The organism is Microbacterium sp. Root61, assembly GCF_001427525.1.
Lineage (GTDB): Bacteria > Actinomycetota > Actinomycetes > Actinomycetales > Microbacteriaceae > Microbacterium.
Genome location: NZ_LMGU01000001.1, coordinates 731917 through 755360, shown reverse-complemented (window position 1 = coordinate 755360; position 23444 = coordinate 731917). Strand labels below are relative to the sequence as shown.

25 protein-coding genes are annotated in these 23444 nt (G+C 68.0%); 16 read left to right on the top strand and 9 right to left on the bottom strand.

Annotated features, from left to right (window positions below; translation table 11 throughout):
- Positions 1-48: 48 nt before the first annotated feature.
- Together ASD65_RS03675 and ASD65_RS03670 are read left to right on the top strand one after the other, a co-directional pair.
- Positions 49-459 carry a DUF3054 domain-containing protein gene (locus ASD65_RS03675; RefSeq protein ID WP_056218678.1) on the top strand — a complete coding sequence of 137 codons (411 nt, stop codon included), beginning with the start codon at positions 49-51 and terminating at the stop codon, positions 457-459.
- Positions 456-1031: a GNAT family N-acetyltransferase gene (locus ASD65_RS03670; protein WP_200948613.1), complete on the top strand. Its 576-nt coding sequence runs from the start codon at positions 456-458 to the stop codon at positions 1029-1031. The genes ASD65_RS03675 and ASD65_RS03670 overlap by 4 nt, the downstream gene beginning before the upstream one ends.
- On the opposite strand, the gene ASD65_RS03665 is transcribed toward ASD65_RS03670, so the two are convergent.
- Positions 967-2466, bottom strand: a complete 1500-nt coding sequence (locus ASD65_RS03665; RefSeq protein ID WP_056218675.1) for a SulP family inorganic anion transporter — start codon at positions 2464-2466, stop codon at positions 967-969. The two genes, ASD65_RS03670 and ASD65_RS03665, sit on opposite strands and share 65 nt — an antisense overlap.
- A gap of 137 nt (positions 2467-2603) precedes the next feature.
- Between ASD65_RS03665 and ASD65_RS03660 the strand changes: the two genes are divergently transcribed.
- Positions 2604-3200, top strand: coding sequence for a GyrI-like domain-containing protein (locus ASD65_RS03660; RefSeq protein ID WP_056218673.1), 597 nt, complete (start codon positions 2604-2606; stop codon positions 3198-3200).
- A 63-nt stretch (positions 3201-3263) separates the two neighbouring features.
- Positions 3264-3722 (top strand): VanZ family protein, encoded by a 459-nt coding sequence (locus tag ASD65_RS03655; RefSeq protein ID WP_082561557.1) that lies wholly within the window; start codon positions 3264-3266, stop codon positions 3720-3722.
- Here ASD65_RS03655 and ASD65_RS03650 read toward each other — a convergent pair.
- On the bottom strand, positions 3695-4774 hold the full coding sequence (locus ASD65_RS03650) for a sensor histidine kinase (protein ID WP_056218670.1): 1080 nt from the start codon (positions 4772-4774) through the stop codon (positions 3695-3697). The two genes, ASD65_RS03655 and ASD65_RS03650, sit on opposite strands and share 28 nt — an antisense overlap.
- On the bottom strand, positions 4771-5430 hold the full coding sequence (locus ASD65_RS03645) for a response regulator transcription factor (protein WP_056218666.1): 660 nt from the start codon (positions 5428-5430) through the stop codon (positions 4771-4773). Before ASD65_RS03645 ends, ASD65_RS03650 begins: the two co-directional genes overlap by 4 nt.
- Before the next feature lie 86 nt (positions 5431-5516).
- Here ASD65_RS03645 and ASD65_RS03640 point away from each other — a divergent pair, with 86 nt between their 5' ends.
- The 3 genes from ASD65_RS03640 (at position 5517) to ASD65_RS03630 (ending at position 8531) form a co-directional block, all read left to right on the top strand.
- Entirely contained in the window at positions 5517-6116 is a 600-nt protein-coding gene (locus ASD65_RS03640) for a M15 family metallopeptidase (protein WP_056218663.1), read from the top strand.
- 92 nt (positions 6117-6208) lie between these two features.
- A complete protein-coding gene (locus tag ASD65_RS03635) occupies positions 6209-6787 on the top strand; it encodes a PadR family transcriptional regulator (protein WP_056218662.1) in 579 nt (192 codons plus the stop codon).
- 37 nt (positions 6788-6824) lie between these two features.
- Positions 6825-8531 (top strand): ABC1 kinase family protein, encoded by a 1707-nt coding sequence (locus ASD65_RS03630; protein ID WP_056218659.1) that lies wholly within the window; start codon positions 6825-6827, stop codon positions 8529-8531.
- A 16-nt stretch (positions 8532-8547) separates the two neighbouring features.
- Here ASD65_RS03630 and ASD65_RS03625 read toward each other — a convergent pair whose 3' ends face one another.
- Complete coding sequence (locus tag ASD65_RS03625; protein ID WP_056218656.1) at positions 8548-9498, bottom strand: hypothetical protein; 951 nt, start codon at positions 9496-9498, stop codon at positions 8548-8550.
- A gap of 290 nt (positions 9499-9788) precedes the next feature.
- Positions 9789-9992, bottom strand: a complete 204-nt coding sequence (locus tag ASD65_RS03620; protein ID WP_056224427.1) for a cold-shock protein — start codon at positions 9990-9992, stop codon at positions 9789-9791.
- Positions 9993-10562: 570 nt separating this feature from the next.
- Between ASD65_RS03620 and ASD65_RS03615 the strand changes: the two genes are divergently transcribed.
- The 8 genes from ASD65_RS03615 to ASD65_RS03580 all read left to right on the top strand — a co-directional run bounded on the left by ASD65_RS03615 (position 10563) and on the right by ASD65_RS03580 (position 18328).
- On the top strand, positions 10563-10964 hold the full coding sequence (locus tag ASD65_RS03615; protein WP_082561857.1) for a PPOX class F420-dependent oxidoreductase: 402 nt from the start codon (positions 10563-10565) through the stop codon (positions 10962-10964).
- A gap of 31 nt (positions 10965-10995) precedes the next feature.
- Positions 10996-11718, top strand: coding sequence for an NUDIX hydrolase (locus ASD65_RS03610; protein WP_056218653.1), 723 nt, complete (start codon positions 10996-10998; stop codon positions 11716-11718).
- A gap of 65 nt (positions 11719-11783) precedes the next feature.
- Positions 11784-13079: a M18 family aminopeptidase gene (locus tag ASD65_RS03605; RefSeq protein WP_056218649.1), complete on the top strand. Its 1296-nt coding sequence runs from the start codon at positions 11784-11786 to the stop codon at positions 13077-13079.
- A complete protein-coding gene (locus ASD65_RS03600) occupies positions 13076-14446 on the top strand; it encodes an amidase (RefSeq protein ID WP_056218646.1) in 1371 nt (456 codons plus the stop codon). Before ASD65_RS03605 ends, ASD65_RS03600 begins: the two co-directional genes overlap by 4 nt.
- Before the next feature lie 21 nt (positions 14447-14467).
- Entirely contained in the window at positions 14468-14815 is a 348-nt protein-coding gene (locus tag ASD65_RS03595) for a VOC family protein (protein WP_056218642.1), read from the top strand.
- Positions 14816-15245: 430 nt separating this feature from the next.
- The gene (locus ASD65_RS03590; protein WP_056218639.1) at positions 15246-16526 is read left to right on the top strand and encodes an HNH endonuclease signature motif containing protein; all 1281 of its coding nucleotides are present in this window, start codon (positions 15246-15248) and stop codon (positions 16524-16526) included.
- Positions 16527-16710: 184 nt separating this feature from the next.
- Positions 16711-17274, top strand: coding sequence for an NYN domain-containing protein (locus tag ASD65_RS03585; protein ID WP_056218636.1), 564 nt, complete (start codon positions 16711-16713; stop codon positions 17272-17274).
- A 100-nt stretch (positions 17275-17374) separates the two neighbouring features.
- Positions 17375-18328: an aldo/keto reductase gene (locus tag ASD65_RS03580; protein ID WP_056218633.1), complete on the top strand. Its 954-nt coding sequence runs from the start codon at positions 17375-17377 to the stop codon at positions 18326-18328.
- On the opposite strand, the gene ASD65_RS03575 is transcribed toward ASD65_RS03580, so the two are convergent.
- The 4 genes from ASD65_RS03575 to ASD65_RS03560 all read right to left on the bottom strand — a co-directional run bounded on the left by ASD65_RS03575 (position 18329) and on the right by ASD65_RS03560 (position 22106).
- Positions 18329-18715, bottom strand: coding sequence for an HNH endonuclease (locus ASD65_RS03575; RefSeq protein WP_056218629.1), 387 nt, complete (start codon positions 18713-18715; stop codon positions 18329-18331).
- A 9-nt stretch (positions 18716-18724) separates the two neighbouring features.
- Positions 18725-20329, bottom strand: a complete 1605-nt coding sequence (locus ASD65_RS03570) for an MFS transporter (protein WP_056218625.1) — start codon at positions 20327-20329, stop codon at positions 18725-18727.
- Between the two features lie 71 nt (positions 20330-20400).
- Positions 20401-21546 (bottom strand): DUF4349 domain-containing protein, encoded by a 1146-nt coding sequence (locus ASD65_RS03565; protein WP_056218622.1) that lies wholly within the window; start codon positions 21544-21546, stop codon positions 20401-20403.
- On the bottom strand, positions 21543-22106 hold the full coding sequence (locus tag ASD65_RS03560; RefSeq protein WP_056218620.1) for an RNA polymerase sigma factor: 564 nt from the start codon (positions 22104-22106) through the stop codon (positions 21543-21545). The genes ASD65_RS03565 and ASD65_RS03560 overlap by 4 nt, the downstream gene beginning before the upstream one ends.
- Positions 22107-22354: 248 nt before the next feature.
- Here ASD65_RS03560 and ASD65_RS03555 point away from each other — a divergent pair, with 248 nt between their 5' ends.
- Positions 22355-23398, top strand: coding sequence for a TerC family protein (locus ASD65_RS03555; protein WP_056218616.1), 1044 nt, complete (start codon positions 22355-22357; stop codon positions 23396-23398).
- Positions 23399-23444 lie beyond the last annotated feature (46 nt).

Here is a 23444-nt window from a genome sequence, read left to right as displayed (position 1 = left end):
AACGGCCCGCCGAGACGCGCAAGGATGGACGTGTCGCAAAGGAGACCCATGACGAACCACGCTGCCGCTCCGTCCGCGCCCGCGCCGCGGTCCCGCACCATCGCCCTCGCCTTCGGCCTCGACGTCGTGCTGGTCGTGGTCTTCGCGATCATCGGACGCGCCAGTCACGCCGAGCACCTCACCGTCGAGGGCGTCTGGCAGACGGCCTGGCCATTCCTGGTCGGACTCGTCGCCGGGTGGCTGATCACGATGGCGTGGCGTGCCCCGCTCGCCCCGGTGCGCACCGGACTCGGTGTGTGGGCGGTGACGTTGGGCGGAGGGATGCTGCTGCGCGGTGTCGCCCGTCAGGGCACCGCTGTCGCGTTCATCATCGTCGCGGCGATCGTGCTTCTGCTGTTCCTGGTCGGGTGGCGGGGCATCGCGGCCCTGGTTCGGCGCCGTGCGGCGGTCGCTCGATGACCCCGTACGCCTTGGCCGAGGGGGCAGTGCTGCGAATTGCCGTCCCCGGCGACGAGGCCGGCATCCTCGCCTGCATCCAGGGTTTGGCGGACTACGAGCGCGAACCCGATGCCGTCGAGAACACCGTCGCGGCGCTGACGGCGTCGCTCTTCGGCGCCGAGCCGCGGGTGTTCGCGCACGTCGTCGAGCACGAGGGGGAGATCGTCGGCATCGCGATCTGGTTCCTCACCTACTCGACCTGGACCGGAAAGCACGGCATCTGGCTCGAGGATCTCTTCGTCTACGAAGATCAGCGCGGCACCGGCTACGGCAAGGCGCTCATCGCGTCACTGGCCGCCGAATGCGTAGACCGCGGGTATTCGCGTCTCGAGTGGACGGTGCTCGACTGGAACGCGCCATCGATCGCGTTCTACCACTCGATCGGCGCCGTGCCGATGGACGAGTGGACGACGCAGCGATTGACCGGCGTGGAGCTGGAGGCACTCGCGGCGCACGGGACAGGGATCGCTACGCGTCGGGACGATCGGTCAACCGTTGGTGGAAGGCCGCCGTCGCCTCGTTCATCCCGGTGATCTCCACCGTGACCCCGTGACGCTCGTACTTCGTGACGATCGCGTCCAGCGTCGCCACCGTCGAGGCATCCCACACGTGTGACCGGGACATGTCGATGACGACGCGTGGCGGGTCGACGGCGTAGTCGAATTGGGTCGTGAGGTCGTTGCTCGAAGCGAAGAACAGCGCGCCATCGACCCGATACCTCGCGACCTCGCCATCCACCGTGCGGGTAACGGTCGTGAAGTGGGCGACGCGTCGGGCGAAGAGCACCATGGCGGTGAGCACCCCGAGAATCACTCCGATCGCGAGATTGTGACTCCATACCGTCGCCACGACGGTGACGAGCATGACGAGGGTCTCGCTCACCGGCATCCGCTTCAGCGTCGCCGGTCGGATGCTGTGCCAGTCGAACGTGGACACCGACACCAGGATCATCACTGCGACGAGCGCGGCCATCGGGATGACCGCCACCACGTCGCCGAGAAGCACGACGAGGACCAGCACCCAGATGCCTGCCGCGAAAGTGGAGATGCGGGTGCGTGCCCCGGACGTCTTGACGTTGATCATCGTCTGGCCGATCATGGCGCAGCCGCCGGTGCCACCGAAGAACGCCGCGGCGAGGTTCGCGACCCCGAGCCCCCAGGCCTCACGGGTCTTGCGCGAATGCGTGTCGGTGATGTCGTCGACGAGTTTGGCCGTCATGAGCGACTCGAGCAGCCCCACGAGTGCGACCGCGAACGCGTAGGGGGCGATGATCTGCAGCGTCTCCCACGTGAGCGGCACATTCGGAAGGAGGAGCGACGGCAGGCTCTGCGGCAGCTCGCCTTGATCGCCGACGTTCGGCACTGAGATGCCGAAGACGACGACCGCGGCGGTGAGCAGCACAACCGCGATGAGCGGACCGGGGATGAGGCGGGTGATGCGTGGCCAGACGACGAGGATGCCGAGTCCGGCGGCAACCAGCACGTATACCGGCCACGGAACATCGATCAGCTGCGGCATCTGAGAGACGAAGATGAGGATCGCGAGCGCGTTGACGAAGCCGACCATGACGCTGCGCGGGATGAAGCGCATGAGCTTGGCGACACCGAGCACCGCGAGGACGATCTGGATCACACCCGCCAGGATCACCGTCGCAATCAGGTAGTCGGCCCCGTGCTCACGTGCGAGCGGAGCGATCACGAGGGCGACGGCACCGGCCGCTGCGGTGATCATGGCCGGGCGGCCACCGGTGAAGGCGATGACGACCGCGAGAACGAACGAGGAGAAAAGCCCGACGCGCGGATCGACGCCCGCCACGACGGAGAAGGCGATCGCCTCGGGAATGAGGGCGAGCGCGACCACCAGGCCTGCCACGACCTCACGAGTGAGAAGGCGGGGGCTGCGCAGCGCCTGCAGGACCGTCGGCTGGATCGTGTAGCGGCTGGAGTGGTCGGGCGCGAGTGCAGACACGGCGTTCCTGTCGAGAGAGGGCACGGGACGACGCACCGTTGCGAGGCGTGCGCCAGCCTACTTCGTCGCCGTTCGGCGCGTGATGTCCGACCGGCCTGGCATGCTGACGTGATCGACGTTCGGATCGGGGCTCAGCGGTGAAGATCGACCTCAAGAAGCAGATCTCGGCCTACACGGCTCCGCGCGGGTCGTTCGAGATCATCGATGTGCCGCCCTTGCGGTATCTGATGATCGACGGGCATGGCGACCCGAACGCTCAGGAGTACGCCGACGCGATCGCGACGATCTTCCCGGTGGCATACAAGCTCAAGTTCTTCAGCAAGCGGGAGCTCGACCGCGACTACGTCGTCATGCCGCTGGAGGCGCTGTGGTGGTCTGACGATATGGCGTCCTTCACCACCGATCGCGACAAGTCACGCTGGGACTGGACCGCCCTCAACCTCGTGCCGGACTGGATCACCGACGAGCAGTTCGCGGATGTGCGCGCCACCGTGGAGGCACCGGTGCTCGATCGCCTCCGGCTGGAGACCCTCGCCGAGGGGCGGTGCGTGCAGACCCTTCACCTGGGGCCGTTCGACGATGAGGGGCCGACTCTCGACGCTCTGCACCACGACTTCATTCCGGGCAACGGGCTGCGGATGACCGGCAGACACCACGAGGTCTATCTCAGCGACATCCGCCGCACCGAGCCGGCGAAGCTGCGCACCATCCTGCGCCAGCCCGTCGAGGACTGACCCGGGGCTCGCGGCGCCGAAACTCATACGCTCCCGCAACATCCGCTCACGTGGACTGGGACGATGACCGACCCCACCACGACCCGACGTGGCGGCATCCGCGTGCTCGCCGCACTCATCGCCATCGCGGCGGTCGCCGCCCTGACCTTGGCGCCGCGGTGGATCGTCGCGCCCGCCCGGGGCGCCTTCATGCGCCTGATGGATGCCGTGACCGAGCCGCTGCTTCTGTGGATTCCCTACGGCGAAGCCGAGCGCGTGCTCAACACGATCATGTTCGTGCCGCTCGGCGTGACGATCGCTCTGCTGCTGACTCGTCGCGCCTGGCCGCTCGCGATCCTCGCCGGTTTCGCCCTGTCGGCCGCGGTCGAGTATGCGCAGGCATCCATCCCCGGCCGGGTGCCGGACCCCGACGACATCCTCTGGAACACGATCGGCGCCGCCATCGGCGTCGCGCTCGTGACGATTCCACGACTCCTCGCTGCTGCGATCAGGGCTCAGCGCGCCAGGACGACGCGGACGTGAAGCCCGCCACTCTCGAGCGCCACCACCTCGAGAGCGCCCTCGTGGACCCGCGTGATCGATGCGACGATGGCGAGGCCCAAACCCACGCCGTCCGGCCCGCTCGCGCGTCGCGCGCGCCCTGCGCCGCGTACGAACGGCTCCGTGAGGGTCCCCACGATCGCCGGGTCCACCCGTGCGCCGGAGTTCTCGACCTCGAGAGCTCCGGTCGAGGACACCGACACCCGGATCCAGCCGTTGTCCACGTTGTGCAGCAGCGCGTTGCCGAGAAGGTTCGCCGCGAGCTGTTCCAGGAGCGTCCGATTGCCCTGCACGAGGCACGGCGCCAGCGACCTGTCGATACGGATGCCGCGTGCCGCGGCATCCGCTCGGATGTCGTCGACCGCGGCGGAGGCCACCGCCGCCAGATCCACGGGCTCCCGATCCAGGGTGACACCGCGACCTACGCGCGCCAGCGTCAGCAATGACTCCGTCGACCTGATCGCCCGCTCGTTCGTCGTGCGGATGCGCTCGAGGAGCGTTTCGACGTCGCGTCCGTCCGGATCCGCCTGCGCCACCTCGAGCATCGTGCGGATGATGGTGTGCGGGGTCCGCAGCTCGTGCGAGGCGTTGGCGGCGAAACGACGCTCCTCTTCGAGGGTGTGCGCCACCCGGTCGAGCATGGCGTCGAACGCGTCGGCGAGGTCGGTGAGCTCATCACGCCGACCGGGCAGTGCGATGCGGACGTCGAGGTCGCCGTCGCGGGCTCGGGCCGCGGCATCCGTGATCCGCCCCAGTGGTCGCAGGACGATGCCGGCGAGGATCCATCCGCCCAGGAGACCGAACGCGACGAGCAGGGCCATCGCCCACCACGCGTACTTGAGGAATACCTCGACGAGATCGTCACGGCTGGGTGCCCACCGTCCGCCGATGACCGCGAGATTGCCGTCCGGTACGAACCGAAGGACGAGGAAGCCGACGATGAACAGGGCGATGCCGGCGATGACGAGGAATCCGGCATAGCTCAGCGCGAGCTTGACGCGCACCGAGAGCCCGGGCTGCCGCGTCAGGGTCATGAGTTCATCCGGTAGCCGACGCCGGGCACGGTCTCGATCACCCAGGGCTCGCCGAGGCGCTTGCGGAGCGTCGAGATCGTGATGCGGACGGCGTTGGTGAACGGGTCGGCGTTCTCGTCCCAGGCGCGTTCGAGCAGGTCCTCGGCGCTGACCACGCCGCCACCGGCCGTCATCAGCACGTCGAGCACCGCGAACTGCTTCCGGGTGAGGGCGACGTACTGTCCATCGCGGAACACCTCGCGACGGAAGCGATCGATGCGGATGCCGGAGACTTCGACGATCGGGGGAGTGCCGGCCGCAGGGCGCCGGGCCAGTGCGCGCAGGCGCAGCACCAGTTCGCGCAGCGCGAAGGGTTTGGTGAGGTAGTCGTCGGCACCGCTCTCGAACCCGCTCGCCTTGTCGTCGAGCCGGTCGGCCGCCGTCAGCATCAGGACGCGCGGACTCTCCGGCTTTCCGGCGAGCTGTCGGGCGATCTCGTCGCCGTTCGGGCCCGGGATGTCGCGATCGAGCACGACGACTTCGTAGGCGTTCACCGCGAGCTGCTCGAGCGCGGAGTCGCCGTCGCCGGCGATGTCGGCGGCGATCGCCTCGAGGCGCAGCCCGTCACGGATCGCCTCGGCGAGGTAGAGCTCGTCCTCGACGATCAGTACACGCATGCGCCCAGCCTAGGTCGGCGGGTATATCGCCGGCGTATGTTCCTGCGCGTACGCCCTCGCAACACGCATCCGCGTGGGATGGGCACATGACTCGCAACCTCGCTCCCACCACACTGGTCACGCCGCCGTATCGGCTGCGGCGCCTCACCTTCGTCGCACTCGGCGTGTGTCTGGCCGCCCTGCTCGCGGCATTCGTGACGATCATCGTGCACAGCACGTTCGCCTCCGCGGTCGCTCCGTTCTCGCCGACCGCGGAGGAAGGACTCATCGCCGAGGGCATTGCGGTCACGGTGGTCGATGACCAGGTGCCCGCGATCGGGCGACTCGATCCGGCTCTGCTCGAGGCGATGCGTCAGGCGGCGACGGATGCGGCTGCCGATGGTCAGACGTTCCAGGTGACGAGCGGATGGCGCAGCACGCGGTATCAGCAGTGGCTCTTCGAAGACGCGGTCGAGCAGTACGGGAGCGCGCAGGTGGCAGGCGAGTTCGTCGCCACTCCGGAGCGCTCGAGCCACGTCACGGGCAACGCGATCGACATCGGGCCCATCGACGCGCAGTTCTGGCTGATCGAACACGGCGCGCGCTACGGCATCTGTCAGACCTACGCCAACGAGCGCTGGCACTTCGAACTCGCGACCGAGCCCGGGGGAGTGTGCCCCGAGATGAAGGCGAACGCCGCCGGATGAGTGCATTCGATTCTCACAGCCCACACCCACGTTCAGCGATATATCGTTATGTATCGCTGAGACTCGAACGAGTCGGCGCAGAGGAGGTCATCATGAGCGGTTCATTCATGGGAGACGGTTTCACGGCGCGAGGCCGTGGCGGCTCCGGACAGGGCTGGCCGACGACGGGCATCTGGGAGGCGATGGATCAGCTGCGCGGCATGTTCGAGCAGAAGGTCACGACTCCGCGGATGGGCCGCGGCGACGTGCGCACCGCGGTGCTCGCGCTGCTGGCGGAGAAGCCGATGCACGGCTACCAGATCATCCGCGAGATCGAGGAGCGCAGCAACGGCGCGTGGAAGCCCAGCCCCGGCTCGGTGTACCCGACGCTGCAGCTGCTCACCGACGAGGGGCTCATCAGCGCCCAGGAGTCCGACGGACGCAAGACCTACTCGCTCACCGCTGAAGGCCGTGCCGTCGTCGAGGCGGATGCCGAGAAGGCGGCTCCATGGGAGACCCCGGGTGCAGCGCGCGAGAGCGCACGCACCGGCGCGCTGCCCAAGGCCGGCTTCGACCTGGCACAGGCAGTCGCTCAGGTCGGTCGCACCGGCACTCCGGAGCAGGTGAAGCAGGCGGTCGACGTGCTGGACGAGGCACGACGTAAGCTCTTCTCCATCCTCGCTCAGGACTGACCGGGTGCCAGCGGCACGTCGGCGTCAAGGAGATTCGATGACCGACGTCGGCAATATGCGCGCCCGCTACCGCAGGATCATGCGGTTCGCCGCACGCTACATGGTGCAATCCTGGTGGTACGAGTTGATCCTGCCGAGGGTCGGCCTCGGACGGATCTCTGCAGGCAATCGTGCGGCGCGGGTGCAGCGGATCGCGCAGCGCTTCCACGTGCTGGCGGTGGATCTCGGCGGTCTCATGATCAAGGTCGGCCAGTTCATGTCGTCGCGACTGGACGTCCTGCCGCCCGAGATCACGAAGGAGCTCGAGGGGCTGCAGGACGAAGTGCCTCCGGTGGACTTCGCCGCGATTCGGGCCCGCGCCGAAGCCGAGCTCGGCGTGCCGCTGGAACGCGCCTTCGAGTATGTCGACCCGACACCACTGGCCGCGGCATCCCTCGGTCAGGCGCACCGCGCGAGACTGTCCGCCGCGGATGCCGCAGACACCGGTCTCTCGGACGTCGTCGTCAAGATCCAGCGCCCCGGGATCGATGAGGTCGTCGCCGTCGATCTCCGCGCGCTGCGTCGGGTCGCGCGGTGGCTCAGCCGCGTGCGCATCGTGGCCACCCGTGTCGACATGCCGTCACTGGTCGAGGAGTTCGCCTCCACGACGATGGAGGAGATCGACTACCTGCACGAGGCCGCCAACGCCGAGCGGTTCGCCGAGGATTTCATCGGTGATGCCCGCGTCGCGGTGCCCGAGGTGGTGTGGGAGCGCACGACCCGCCGGGTGCTCACCCTGCAGGACGTCACCGCGATCAAGATCAACGACGTCGAGGCGCTCCGCGCCGCGGGCATCGATCCGGCGGAAGTCGCCAAAGAGTTCGCGGCGGTCATGTTCGACCAGCTCTTCGCGGACGGCTTCTTCCACGCCGACCCGCATCCGGGGAACATCTTCGTCACGCCGCACCCTGCCGGCGACAGCGCGGATGCGGACGCACGGAGATGGCACTTCACGTTCATCGACTTCGGGATGATGGGCGAGGTCCCCGAGGGGCTGCGTCGCGGCTTGCGCCGTGTGCTCATCGCGGCGGCGTCCCGTGACGGGAAGGGACTGGTCGATGGGATCCGCGAGGTCGGCGTACTGCTGCCGTCTGCGGATACCGTAGAGCTCGAACGCGCGATGACCCACCTGTTCGCCCGGTTCGGCGGAATGGGGTTCGCGGAGTTGCAGGACGTCGATCCGCGGGAGTTCCGCGACTTCGGGGTCGAGTTCAGTGACGTCGTGCGGACGCTCCCGTTCCAGTTGCCGGAGAACTTCCTGCTGATCGTGCGGGCGATGTCGCTGACCTCGGGGATGTGCAGCTCCCTCGATCCCGCGTTCAACATCTGGGATGCGATCGAGCCGTACGCCGGCCGACTGATCCGCGAGGAGAGCGGCAACGTGGTGCAGGCCTTCGCGAAGCAGGCCGTGTCGGCGGCGGGCGTCGTCGCGCGGCTCCCGCAGCGCCTCGACGACCTTGCGACGCACATCGAGGACGGGCGCATCGCGGTGCAGACACCGCGCCTGGACCGCCGCCTCGATCGTCTCGAGCGCGCTGCGCGACGGATCGTGTCGGCGATCCTCTTCGCAGGGCTGCTGGTGGGAGGCATCCTGCTGCGTTCCGAAGACGCCGTGCTCGGCATAGTGCTGATGGCGCTGTCGGTGCTGCCGCTTCTGCACGCCCTGTTCGCCGGTGTGGTCGGCGGACGCCGCGGCCCGGGCTAGGGGCTAGCCGGCTGGATCAATACCAGCCGTTGGACTCCGAGTGCGACCACGCGCCGCACGCGGTGCCGTAGCGACCGGTGATGTAGCCCAGGCCCCACGAGATCTGGGTCGAGGCGCTGGTCTGCCAATCGGCGCCGGCGGAAGCCATCTTGCTGCCCGGCAGCGCCTGCGGGATGCCGTAGGCGCCGCTCGGGTTGGAGGCGTAGACGTTCCAGCCCGACTCACGGTTCCACAGCGACACGAGGCAGGAGAACTGGTCGTCGCCCCAGCCGTAACCGGCGATCATCGAGCGGGCGATGGCCTGTGCCTCGCCGGCACTCGTGCCCCCGGCGGCGTAGGAGGGTCGCGGTGTGCTCGACGAGGCGGCGGGCTTCGCGGCAGCAGCAGTTGCCGCGGCGGCCTCCGCCGCGCGCTGAGCCTCGGCCGCAGCATCCGCCGCCGCCTTGGCGGCTTGGGCCGCGTCCAGGCTGCTGCGCAGGCCGGTCACGGCGCCGTCGACGGATGCCGTGAGGGTGGTGACGTCGTCGGTCAGGTCCGGCAGCAGCGGCTCGGGCAGGTCCTTCGCGCCTTCGAGCTTGGCGGCCGCGGTCGCGAGCTCGGTCGTGTCGACGGTGATCTGCGGCGTTCCGATGTCGAGTCCGGATGCCTGGATATCGGCCGTGACGGTCGCGGCGGCGGCGATGCTCGTCTCGGCGTTGGTCAACGCGACCTCGGTCGCGGATGCCGTCTTGTCGACCGTCGTGAGGGTCGACATCGGCGCCGTGCGGGCGCTGTACGAGGCCAGCGCGAAAGTCGCGGACGTTCCGGACGCCGAGGGCTCCGACGCCGTGGCCGTGACCGCCAGTCCCGCGGCTGCCACGAGTCCGAAGGCGAGGCCGGCCGCGACGATGGCGGGGCGGCGACGGGTGCGGCGTTCGCTGAGGCGACGGTCGCGGCGGGCAGAGGACGAAGACGTGGAGGAGCGCATTAAACCGGTTTCGTATGGGGATCCGCGCCTCGGGTGGGCGCGCGGCGACCGCTTCCGCGGGCACAAGTCCCCGAGTCTGTCCTTGTTGTCTGGACAGGTCCGGTGCGTTACCTGAACGTTACTTGAGAGCGGGATTCTCGAGTAAGCGCAGATCGACAGGCGGTTTCGTCGCCGTCGGATGCTCGTAGGGCACCCCTGGAACGACGAAACGCCGCTCAACTCGAGCGGCGTTTGTCAGCACTGAAGACGATCGGGGCGGCCTGAGCCGCCCCGATCGCTGAGAGCTGGTGTCAGAGCGGCCGGATGTTCGCGGCCTGCATGCCCTTGGGGCCCTGCTCTGCGTCGTATTCGACCTTCTGGTTCTCGTTGAGCTCCTTGTAGCCGCTGGTGGTGATAGCGGTGTAGTGGGCGAAGAGATCCGCGCCACCGTCATCGGGCGCGATGAAGCCGAAGCCCTTTTCGGAGTTGAACCATTTCACGGTGCCAGTGGCCATCGTGTCATTCCTTTTACTTTTCGGGCCGCGAGTGCGACCAGGGGTGCCGCGCCGACGTGTGCGACGCGGACGGATGGGATGCGGCTCCTGCGAATGCGCGGGTGCCGATCGGGTCTGGGAGGTGGCGACCGCCGTCTGGGCGAGGTCGCGGGTCGAGTGCACGCCGAGGTCGACGCCGAGCGCGCTGTGCGCCTCGTAGCCGAGTGGGGTGACGCTCACGAAGCCGGCGTATTCGCCGGCAGATGCCGCGACGAAGACGTCGTCGTCAGCGCGACGCCAGTCGAGCGGCAGTCGGGACGAGGGGGTGGTGCGGGTAACGAAGGTCAAGAGTTCTTTCAGTGGAGCTGCGCGGCGATTCAGACGCTCGTGCGCGGGAAGTAGTAGGAGGGGCGGAGGTCGTGCGACGATCCGGGCGTCAAGCTGTCTGCTACTCCACAGTGAGGCAGTGGGTGATGACGCAAACCCGAGTGGGCAACACTCAGCCTAGCACGCGATTCTGTGAACGCCCGGATGTCGCCGGGATGAGGCGATGCAGGCCCTCCAGGATGCAGCGTGCAGAAGAATGGAACGGTGCCCACGCCAGACGAGATCATTCCCGCCAAGTATCGCCGACTGATCGAGTTGCCCCTCTATGGGCACCTCGGAACGATTCGTCCAGACGACACGGTGCAGGTCACGCCGATGTGGTTCGAGTTCGACGGTGAGCACCTCCGTTTCACGCACAAGACGACGCGTCAGAAGTACCGCAACCTGCGACACAACCCCTCGATGGCACTGTCGATCATCGATCCCGACAATCCGTTCCACTATCTGGAGATCGCCGGGAGCCTCATCGAGGTCATTCCCGACCCTGAGGGGGCGTTCTACGTGAGACTCCAGAACCGGTACGGCAATCCGAGCATCACCCCTCCCGCAGACAAGGCCGATCGCGTCATCCTCGTGATGTCGATCGAGCGCTCCACGAAGCAGTAGGCCTGTCGGTGAACCGGCGTAGCCTGAGCCAATGCTTCCGGACGACATCTCAGTGAGTGCGCGGGCTCAGCTGGTCGCCCTCGCTGAGCGTTCAGAAACCGAGCCGCCGCGCCCCGAGATTCCACGACGCTTTCAGATCTCCGCGGGCGACGAGGCTCGGCCGGCCGCGGTCCTGATGCTGTTCGGGGTGCTCGACGAGCTGCCGAGCGATCACGCAGCGCAGGCGCAAGCGGTGTCGCGGGATCTCGACGTGCTGCTGCTCGCCCGCGCATCGACCTTGCGATCGCACGCGGGCCAGATCGCGTTCCCCGGCGGTCGCATCGATCCCGACGACGATGGCCCCGTCGCGGCCGCACTCCGTGAGGCTCGCGAAGAGACCGGACTCGACCCGGACGGCGTCGAGATTCTCGGTTCTCTCGAGGTCGTCCCCTTGGCGTACTCGCTGCATCTCGTGACGCCTGTACTGGCCTGGTGGCGGCATCCGTCGCCCATCCGTGTGGTGGACGTCGCGGAGTCCGCCGCTGTGTTCCGGATGCCGGTCGCCGATCTCCTCGATCCCGCCAACCGCGGAGTGACGGTGATGCGTCGCGACGGTCAGACGTGGCGTGGACCGGCGTTCCTCGTACCGCACGTCGGCGGGGAACGGCTCGTCTGGGGGTTCACGGCCATGCTCCTGGACGGGTTGTTCGATCGCCTGGGATGGACAGAGCCGTGGGACAAGACTCGCGAGGTGCCGCTGGACCTCGACGACTAGGGCACGCCCTCGGTTCGTCGAACTACGATCGAGGCACTGCCCGTCCCCGTCAGAAAGGTGCGTCCGTGCCGTCTCGGTCTGCCGCCACACCCGCCCTCGCGCATGCCGAAGATCTCGCGGCGTTCGTCGAGGCATCCCCCTCCAGCTTCCACGCGGCCGCGCAGGTCGCGGACCGACTGGAACGATCGGGCTTCACACGTCTGAGCGAGGGGGATTCCTGGCCGACCGCCGTCGGTGGGCGGTTCGTGGTCGTGCGCGACGGCGCGACCATCGCCTGGGTGGTGCCCGCGAACGCTTCGGCCGCGACCGGGGTGCGTGTCTTCGGCGCGCACAGCGATTCGCCGGGGTTCAAGCTCAAGCCGAAGCCGACGACGGGCAGACTCGGCTGGTTGCAGGCCGGCGTGGAGATCTATGGGGGTCCGCTGTTGAACTCGTGGCTCGATCGGGAGCTGCGACTGGCCGGACGCCTCGTGCTCGATGACGGCACGAGTGTTCTGACCGCGACCGGCCCGCTGCTGCGTCTTCCTCAGCTGGCCATCCACCTCGACCGCGAGGTGAACGACCACCTGGCGCTCGACAAGCAGTCGCAGACGCAGCCGGTGTGGGGTCTCGGTGAATCCGAGTCCGCGGACATCCTCGACGAACTCGCACGCGAAGCGGGTGTGTCGGCAGGCCGGATCCGCGGCTACGACATCGTCACCGCCGATGCCGCCCGAGGCGCGACCTTCGGACGGGATGACGTGTTCTTCGCCTCCGGGCGTCTCGATGATCTCGCGTCCGTGCACGCCGGACTCGTCGCGATCGAGCGGGCGGCGGACGGGTTCGACGCCGATCACATCGCCATGCTCGCCGTGTTCGATCACGAGGAGGTCGGGTCCGGCACGCGCTCCGGCGCCGCCGGACCGTTCCTCTCCGACGTACTCGAGCGGATCTGGCTCTCCCTCGGGGCCGATCGGGAGGAGCAGATGCGCTCGCTCACGGCATCCTGGTGCGTCTCCAGCGACGTCGGTCACTCGGTGCATCCCAACTACGCGGACAAGCACGACCCTGTCGTCCAGCCCGTGCTGGGATCTGGTCCGATCCTCAAGATCAACGCGAATCAGCGGTATGCGACGGATGCGGCCGGCGCGGCCGCGTGGAGCGGGTGGTGCGCCGCCGCCGGGGTGGCCAGCCAGGAGTTCGTGTCGCACAATGCCGTCCCCTGCGGCTCGACGATCGGGCCGATCACCGCGACGCGTCTGGGCATTCGGACCGTGGATGTCGGCATCCCGATCCTGTCCATGCACTCGGCACGCGAGCTGGCCGGCGTCAGCGATCTGTGGGATCTCACCCGGGTCGCGGAAGAGTACTTCCGCGGATGACCGCTCGCACAGCCCGCGAGATCGCCGGGTCGGTCCGCTCCGGCGACGTCTCGGCGGTCGAGGTCGTCGACGCGCATTTGGCGGTCATCGCCGAGAAGAATCCGCGGCTCAACGCGCTGACCGTCGTGTTCACCGAGCAGGCGCGGGCAGCGGCATCCGTCGTCGACGCGATCGTCGCGCGCGGGGAGGACCCGGGGCCGCTCGCAGGCGTGCCGTTCTCGGTGAAGGAGAACATCGACCTCACCTGGTCGGCGACGACGAACGGATGGCGCGGCCTGGTCGACGCGATGCCCGCACGCGACGCCACCATCGTCCGGCGGATGCGCGAGGCGGGCGCGGTTGCGATCGGGCGCGGCAACATGCCCGATTTCGGAATGCGGTGGGACACCGACAACGATCTGTTCGGGCGCACGCTGAACCCGTGGAGCGCCGAGGTCAGCCCCGGCGGATCGAGTGGGGGAGACGCGGTCGCCGTCGCGACCGGAATGAGTGCCCTCGGGCTCGGAAACGACTTCGGTGGGTCGCTGCGCATCCCGGCGTATGCCGTGGGTGTGTACGGTTTGCGGCCGTCGCGCGGGCGGGTGCCGCGCTCAGCGGTCAACGGCCAGCCGGTCGCGTTGACGCTGCAGCAGTTCTCGGTGAACGGGCCGCTCGGTCGCTCCGTCGACGATGTGGCGCTCGCGCTCGGCCTCCTCGAGGGCGTCGACGTGGACGATCCGATGTCGGTGGCGGCGGTTGACGTGGCGGGGCTGCCGCTGCGGGTGGGAGTGACGCGGAATCCACTCGGCTGGGGCGTCGACACCGAGGTGGCGGCGGGCGTCGATCGCGCGGCTGCGGCGCTGGCCGCGACAGGGTGGGACGTCGTGGACATCGAGCCGCCACGACTGGAGGAAGCCGCGGTGATCTGGCGTCGGCTGGCCTGCACCGACATGCTGCTCACCCTCGATCCGGCTCTGCTGCCCCTGCCTCTGGGGGTTTCGGCGACCGCGTTCCTGCGCGACAGCACCGCCGCCGCGCGGCCCTACGAGACCGCCCACGACTACGCCGACGCGTGGGCGCGGTGCGCGATGATCGCAGCGGATTGGCGGCGGCTGCAAGCGGAAGTGCCGCTCATCCTCGGTCCGGTGTCGACCTCCCGGATGGGTGCGCCCGACTTCGATCTCGGGGGAGGGGATGCCGCGACCCGCGCATGGCGTGACCTGCGCTTGACGGTTGCGGTGAATCTGCTCGGCCTGCCTGCGCTGGCCATTCCCACCGGGATGGCTGCGGATGGCCTGCCGTCCGGCGTGCAACTCATCGGGCCGATGAACGGCGAGACCTTCGTGTTCGACGCCGCGCGCGATGTCGAGGGTCTTCTCGGCGCGTAGTCGTCGGACTACCGTCGGTGCATGGAGTCCATGACGGATCTGTTCTGCATCATGTCGGTGTCGGACCGCGCCAGGTCGCTCGCCTGGTTCGAGGTCTTCTTCGGCCGACCGGCGGACGACATCATCGGCGAGGAAGCGCTCTGGCAGATCGGCGCGACCGGCTGGGTCGTCGTCGATGATCGCCGGGATCGTCCGGGATGCGGAGAAGTCACGATCGCCGTAACCGGACTCGACACGATCCTCGCTCGCCTTGCGGCCGCGGACATTCCACATGAGCCCGTCGAGACGTACTCGAACGGGGTGCGGCACGTCGTCGTTGCGGACCCGGACGGCAATCGACTGGCGCTGGCGGAGCCGCCGGCGGAGTGAGGGTAATGAGGGCCCGGCCGCCTCGGTGGGTGCGTGGTTTTGCGGCTTGTTCGCGCTTTGCCCCGTCCGCTGTGCGCGGGCCTCGCCCCTGTCTTTAGTGACGCCCACCGTCGATCAGGCTCGGCGACGCCCCTTGTAGTGCGTCCGACCGGGGGATCCCGCGTAGCCTGGCCGGCCGTCACCGCCCTGGATCTTCGCCGAACTTGCTAGGAATGTGCTGACGGGGATGTCGAGGCATCAGGTCGAATCACGTGATCGGTACTGGCGAGATGTCCGGATCGCGGGGTTGGTCGCTCCGCGGCTGGGGACGCGACTTGGTGAGATGGTCGGATCGACGCGGCCGAGTTGCTTGGTTCTTGCCGCCGGTGCCGTCGCCTCAAGGCGCCATCGGCTCGCTCGCAATGTCGGAGGTATGTTCTAATGTCGAGGTATGTCCAGCACCGTTGCCGACGAGGGTCTCCCTCCAGGCGATGACGGCTGGGTGCCTCCGTTCCCGGACGCGTTGGACCTGGTCGTGGAGGCGGAGGCGATGCTCGCGGTGTTCGCGGCGCACCGGTACGTGCGTATCGACGCGCTGCACCGGGAAGCGCTCGCGGACGCGGCGACCCATGGGTACCTGCTCACGGATGTGATCGAACGTTCCGTCCGTCTGGAGTTGGCGGCGGCGTTGTCGATCACCGAGTCGGCCGCGGGGTTGCTCGTCATGCACGCGGACGCCCTGGTGCACCGGTACCCGGGGGTCCTCGATTCGCTTGAGGGTGCGCGGATGAGTGCGCGGCACGCCACCGAACTGGTCGACCTGGTGGACACGGTCGAACCTGACCTGCGCGGGCAGGTGCTGGAGCAGGCGATCGGGTTGGCGGAGGCGCATGCGTTCGGGACGTTCCGTCGGAAGTTGCGGATACTGGTGGACAGCGTCCGGGCAGCCACCCTGGCCGAGCGGCACGAGCAGGCGCTCCAGCAGCGGCGGGTGGCGGTCACGCCGGCGGAGGACGGGATGGCGTGGTTCATGCTGTTCGGCCCCGCCGTCGAGGTGCACGCCATCCACGGCCGTCTCACCGCGATCGCCAAGGTCCTCACGGCCCGGGACGACGAGACCCGCACGTTGGATCAGGTGCGTGCGGACGTGTGCGGCGACCTCCTGATCGACGGCACCACCGACGGCACCCCCGCGGACGCGCGCGGTGTCCGCGCGACCGTCGTGGTCACCGTCCCGGCACTCACGCTGCTGGGCGACGACGACGGTCAGGCGACGGTCGAGGGCCTCGGCCCGATCCCCCTCGCGCGTGCCCGGGAGTTGTGTGGGTCCGCGGAGGGGTGGATGCGGGTGCTGACCCATCCGGAGACGGGGATGGTGCTGTCGGTGGGGCGGGAGAGGTATCGGCCGCCGCCGGAGTTGCGGCGCCTGGTGCGGTGGCGGGCGGAACGATGTATGGCGCCGGGATGCGGCATCCCGGCGGCGCGCTGCGAGATCGACCACACCGTGGCATGGGAACACGGCGGCACCACCGAACTGAGCAACCTCGCCCCGCTGTGCAAAGGCCACCATACGATCAAGCACCACGGCCGATGGCGCGTGCACCAGATCGCCGACAGCGGCGGCGCCCTGGAATGGACCTCACCCACCGGACGCCACTACCGCGTCGACCCCGAACGGAAAGTTCCCACCTTCACGCCATCGAGCAGCGAGGGCAGCATGGCGCCCTTCTGACCAGTCGGTCTTCGGCCAGCGACAGTCTTCGGTAGGCGGTGATCACATCGCCGGGGCCAACCAGGTGTTGGAGTGACTGCCACCCCCTGCACAAGTGCTCCGCGTGCCGGGGTCGACATCCGGCCCGCCAGGCCCGCACCCGTAGGATCGAGGACAGGGCACCGAGCCTTGCGATGGGGAGACGATGAGCGACAACGACGACCGCCAGACCTGGGTGCTGGTGGATGGCGAGAACATCGATGCCACCCTCGGTACCTCCATCCTCGGGCGACGTCCGCAGCCGGATGAGCGTCCGCGCTGGGATCGACTCCTCAGCTTCTCCGAACGGGTGTGGCGCCAGCCTGCTCGCGGCGTCTTCTTCCTGAACGCGTCGACAGGCATCCCGATGCCCTTTGTCCAGGCGCTCAAGGCGATGGACTACATCGTCGTCCCCCTCTCCGGTGCGCCGGATGAGAAGGTCGTCGACATCGCCATCCAGCGCACACTGCAGTCGCTGGTCAGTCGCGACGCCGACGTCATGCTCGTCAGCCACGACGGTGACTTCCTGCACGACCTCGCGGCCGTCGCGACAGGAGAGCGACGCGTCGGCGTCGCCGCCTTCACGGAGTTCCGCAACGCGGGCTTCGCCGCGCTCACCGGCGTCGAGAAGTTCGACCTCGAGTACGACGCCCGTGTCTTCGACGCTCCGCTCCCGCGCATCCGCGTCATTCCGATCGACGAGTTCGACCCGACCACCTTCCTCGACTGAGGTCGGAGCGCGTCCGCACGTTCCGACCGAAATCCCTGTCCTCGCGACACATTCCGAATCAGTTTCAGTAGTGCGTGAAACTTGGCTCTAGTCTGTGGGGATGACTCGAATCGGCGACAGCGCGCTCGACATCCTTCCTCTCTCGCTCGGCGGCAACGTCTTCGGGTGGACCGCCGACCGCGACACGTCGTTCGCGATCCTCGACACGTTCGTGGCGGGCGGTGGCGACTTCATCGACACCGCCGACGGCTACAGCTACTGGGTGCCGGGCAACACGGGCGGGGACAGTGAACGGCTCATCGGTGAGTGGCTCGCTTCTCGCCGCCCCGAGAACATGGTCGTCGCCACCAAGGTCGGACACCATCCGCAGTTCCCCGGCCTCGCCGCGAAGAATGTCCGCGCCGCAGCAGAGGAGTCCCTGCGCTGCCTGGGCACCGAGTGCATCGACCTCTACTACGCGCACTACGACGACGACACCGTGCGGCTCGAGGAGACCGTCGCCGCGTTCGGTGAACTGGTGACATCAGGCCTCGTCCGTTACACGGCACTCTCGAACTACTCCGACGAGCGCACTCGCGAATGGATCCGCATCGCCCAGGAGATCGGGGCACCCCTGCCCGTGGCGCTGCAGCCTCACTACAACCTCGTGCACCGCAGCGAAGTCGAAGGCGAGCTCCTCCCGGTCGCGCAGGAGTTCAACCTCGCGATCGTGCCCTTCTTCGGACTGGCGGCCGGATTCCTCACCGGCAAGTACCGGTCCACGGATGCCGCGGGCCAGAGCTCGCCGCGCGCTGCGGGTGCGTCGAAGTACGCCACGCCCCAGGGCCTCGAGATCCTCGACACGCTCGAGGCCATCGGTGCCGCGCACGGTGTCTCGATCGCTGCCACCGCGCTGGCGTGGCTCCGCATGCAGCCGATGGTGGCCGCGCCGATCGCGAGCGCATCCCGCGTCGACCAGGTGGGCGATCTGCTCGACGGCGCGCGCGTGGTCCTTCGCGACGAGGAGATCATCGAGCTCAACCGCGTGTCGGAGTGGAGCCCCGCCACGGTCTAGCTACGGCGCGGCGATGACCGGATCCGGCGTCGGGGCGAGCTCCTCGGCGGCGCGCAGCCCGATCAGTACTTCTCGATGGCGCAGCAGGAAAGCGGGCTCGTCGAGGCGCTTGCGCCGCATCCAACTCGTCACCTCGGAGTTGCTCTTGCTGGCGTTGCACGAACCGCACGCCGGAACGACGTTCTCGATCGTGTACCGGCCACCGCGCGAGATGGGCTGCACGCAGTCGCGTTGCATCGCCACGTCGGTGTCACCGCAGTACGCGCACCGTCCCCACGCCGCGCTGATCGCGGCCCACTCCGACGGGGTCAGGTCGTTGTCTGCGGCGTCGACTCGGCGTTTGCGGCGACGGGACGCGCGTGCGCGGCGACTCTGACTGACGGCCATGCGGCCAGGCTATCCGGCCTCTCGTCGCTTCACCGGCATCGTGGTCGGGATGCCGCGGGAGAAGAACAGCGAGAACAAAGTGATCAGGATCAACCCGAAGAAGGCGACCTGCAGTGAGGAGAGCTGCGAATCGCGATAGATCGTCGCCAGGGTCGACGCATCCTCCTCCGCGAGACCCGCATCTTGAGCGAGTTCGGCGACCTGCGCTGCCGGGATGATCGCGACCCCGCGCTGCGTCGCCTCGGCCACGATCTCCTGCGCATGCTCGGGCAGGTCGCTGGTCGCCACCCCGGCGGCGAACGAGCTCGACAGGGCGCCGATCAGGATCGACCCGATGAGGGCGGTGCCCAGCGACGACCCGAGGTTCTGGAACACGCCTTGCAGGCCGCCGACCTCGCTGGTCTCCTTCTCGGTGACGGCCGACATGTTGACATTGCCTAGCTGCGACGCGAGCAGACCGAGGGCGCTGCCGGCCAGGAACATCCCGGAGGCGAACAGTAGCGAACGCAGATCAGGGGTCGCCGTGCCGAGGAGCATGAAGGCACTGACGACGAGGATCCACTGACCGAGGCGCACGATTCGCCGCGGCGACCAGACCTTCGAGAGCTGGGTGCCCACGATCGAGAACAGGATCAGCGACACGGACAGCGGGAAGATGCGGATGCCGGTCTGCAGCGCGTCGAGGCCCAGCGTCATCTGGAGGTAGACCGGCACCATGAAGAAGAGGCCGGCGGTGACGGCGTATTGCGCGCCCAGCACGGAAAGCCCGCTGCGCAGCTGTGTGATGGAGAACATCTCGACGTGCACCAACGGTGCGCGCCCCTGCCGCACGAGCGCGCGCTGTCGACGAATGAAGAGGTAGATCAGCGCGACGCCGGCCACGATGAGCCACGCCGTCAGCGAGATCCCCAGCGGAGCGATCTCATTGCCGGCGATCACGGGGGAGTGCAGCGGAACCACCCAGCCCCACGTCTTGCTCTGCAGCATGCCGAACACGACGCCCACGAGTCCCGCGGACGACAGCAGGACGCTGAGGAGGTCGATCCGTACGCTCTGTCGGGCCGTCTTGTCGGTGATGACACGGGCGAACAGGACGACGAAGAACAGGATGACGACTTCTCCGACGAACACGTACCGCCAGGAGAAGTAGGTGGTCACGAAGCCGCCGATGAGTGGCCCCGCGGCGACCGCTGCCCCCGAGACGGCACCGATCACGGCATAGGCGCTGATCCGGCTGCGGCCCGTGTAGTTGTCGGCGACGAGGGCGGCGATCGCCGGGATCACGAGCACGGCGCCGAGTCCCTCGATGATGGACCAGCCGAGGAACAGGAATCCGAACGTCGGGCTGAACGCTGTCATGAGCGACCCGACGGCGTAGATGCACGACCCGATGACGAAGGCGCGTCGGCGCCCCCAGACATCGCCGAGCTTCGCGCCGAGCAGCATCAGGGAGGCCATCGTCAGCGTGTAGAACGTGATGGCCGCCTGCATGGCCGCGACAGTCGTGTCGAGGTCTTCGACGACCGTCGAGATCGACACGTTCATCACTGTGCCGTCCAAGACCATCACGAACTGCGCGAGTCCGAGGACGATCACGACCGACCATTTCTTCATTGAGTCCCCGCTCGCTCGGCCTGGGGCTGATTATGTTCCCCGGCGGGGCGGCCGGTCAACAGAAGCGGGGCTCAGGACTCGACATCCTCCGCGGGCTCCTCGGTCCGTGCGGGCGGCGTCGGGCGGCGACGCCGGCGGACGAGGGTCAGGATGCCCCAGACGACGACGCCGACGACCAGCGCGACGACGATCCACGGGATGAGGAACCCTAGCGCGATCACGATGCCGTTGAGTGTCGCGACCAGGCCGTTCCAGCCGGCGGCCAGACCATCGCCGAATCCGGCGGGGTCTGCCTTCACCACGGTGACGGTGGGCTGGAGCGACACGGACAGGCTCGACATGTCGACCTGTGCCTCGAGGTACTCCAGCTGCTGCTGGTAGGACTCCAGCGTCGCCTGTCGCTCGGCCAGCGCGCTCTCGGCGGCGATGAGGTCCGCGACCGTGGTGGCCTGTCCCATCAGTTCGGTGAGCCGGTCGACGGAGGTCTGTGCGGACTCGATACGCGCCCGCAGATCGATCGCCTGATCGGTCACGTCCTGACGGTTGATCGAGGATGCCGTGACCTCTCCGACATCCGCCAGTTGCTCGACGAGCGGAGTGAGTTGATCGGAGGGAACACGGACCGTCACCCAGCCGCCGTCGGGGGAGTAAGGGAGCGTGGTCGTGTCCCTGACCATGCCGTCCATCGGTACGACCATGCCGGACTGCCCGATCGACATCGACTCGACGTACCCGCCCGAGGCGATCGCGGCCTGGCCGACCTGACGAGCGGCCGCAGGGATGTCGTCGACGGTCACGGTGGCTGAGGCAGACGCGATGATCTCGCGATTGTCGCCCGCAGCGATGTCCGCGGAGCGCAACTGATCGGAGCCGGCGCTCTCGGGCGTGGGGGGCAAGGCCGCACCCGAGACGGCGCTCCCGGCGGAGTCCTGCTGCACCTGCGAGTCGAAGGGGGCGACGGCCACTCCTCCGGTTGACATAGGGGAGACGACGTTCAGGACCGTTGGCGCGATCACGGCCGCGACGATGAGCACTCCGGCCGCGGCGCCCACGCCGGTCCACACTCGACGTCGCCGTGTCCGGCGCTTCGACCCGGCGACGCGGTCGTCGGCGATGCCTGCGAAGACGCCGTTCTCGATGACGTCGATGCGTTCATCGCTCAACTCGGGCAGCCGGGGGTTCGCGGCATCCGGAGTCCGGGGGTCTGACGTGTTCATGTGCTCTCCGATTCCGTGAGGACGCTCCGCAGTCGGGTGCGGATGCGGGAGAGACGGTTGCGGACGACACCGTGCGCCACGCCGAGCTCGTCGGCGGCGGCCTGGTAGGCATAGCCCTCGGCGGCGCAGAGGCGGAAGATCTCGCGGTCGAGCTCGCTCAGTCCGCTCACCTCGTCGGCGATCAGGTCGACGAGTTCGGCGTCCACCACCTGCTGCGCGACATCGACCGTCGCGGGGATCGAGTCTTCGAGCCCCGCAGTGGTGTTCTCGCGGTCCCGGCGTTGGCGCCGGATACGGTTGGCGGCCTGGAAACGGCAGACCGTCACCAACCACGGCAACAGCGAGTCGCTCGCAAGCTCGAGGCCCGGAAGCCTGCGCCACGCGACCAGGAACGTCTCCTGAGTCACGTCCTCGGCATCCGCGTCGTTGCCCACGAGATTGTGCGCCAGCCAGTACACCGGTCGGACATAGGCCCGATAGAGCGTGCGGAACGCGTGCTCGCTGCCGGTCGCGGCCAGAGCCACGAGCGCGGAGTCATCGCGCAGTTCCTGCTCGGTCATGCCTCGTCCGTCCTGTCCACGGCCATTGTCTCTCACACCGGAAGTGTCCCGAGGTGTCGGATCGTCTCACCGCCGGGCTCATCAGTTCCTGCCTGTATCCTGGAGATTCGAGAGGGAGTATCCCGTTCTCGCGTGTCCGTCATCACGGACCCCGTCGGTGGGGTCCCGGGCGCGCGCCGCACATCTGGACATCGGATGCCGCGGGGGAGAGACTTTCGACGCTTCGTCATCCCTCTGAAAGGCCCTTAATGGACCTCATCCTTCCGCTGTGGTTCGAAGTCGGCTCGTTGATCGTGCTGACGCTGATCCTCGCCGCCGACCTGCTGCTGATCCTCAAGCGCCCGCACATCCCCTCGACGAAGGAATCGACCCTCTGGGTCGTGTTCTACGTGACGCTGGCCCTGATCTTCGCCGGGCTGATGTGGATCATCGCGGGCGGTGAGTTCGCCGGACAGTTCGTCGCCGGATGGCTGACCGAGTACAGCCTCTCGATCGACAACCTCTTCGTCTTCGTGCTGATCATGAGCCAGTTCGCCGTTCCGCGGCGCTACCAGCAGGAAGTGCTGATGGTGGGCATCATCATCGCGCTCATCCTGCGCGGTCTGTTCATCCTCGCGGGAGCGGCGATCATCGAGCAGTTCAGCTGGGTGTTCTACATCTTCGGCGCGTTCCTGGTCTTCACCGCGTGGCGCCAGGCGTTCCCCGGCGGCGACCACGATGAGGAAGTCAAGCGCGAGAACTTCATCGTGCGCCTCCTGCGCCGCACCATCGACATCAGCGACACGTACGACGGCGCGAAGATCCGCACGGTCGTCGGCGGCAAGAAGATGTGGACGCCGATGATCATCGTCTTCGTGGCGATCGGCATCACGGACCTGCTGTTCGCGATCGACTCGATCCCCGCGATCTTCGGCATCACGCAGAGCCCGTTCATCGTCTTCACGGCGAACATCTTCGCGCTGATGGGTCTGCGCCAGCTGTACTTCCTGCTCGGCGATCTGCTGGATCGTCTGCGGTACCTGCACTACGGCATCGCGTTCATCCTGGCCTTCATCGGACTCAAGCTCGTGTTCCACGCGATGCACGTCAACGAGCTGCCGTTCATCAACGGCGGGGAGCCGATCGAGTGGGCGCCGGAGATCTCCACGTGGATGTCGCTGGGCGTCATCATCCTCTCGATGGCGGTCGCCACGATCGCGAGCCTGGTTGCCTCCGCGCGGGACAAGAAGGCCGGCGTCGCCGCTCCGGACGGTCCCGCCGACGCTGCGCAGGACCCCTCCGCCGAGGCGTGAGGGTCTGAGCGAGTGGTAGTCTGGCCCCGTGCGGACCGCCCTACTT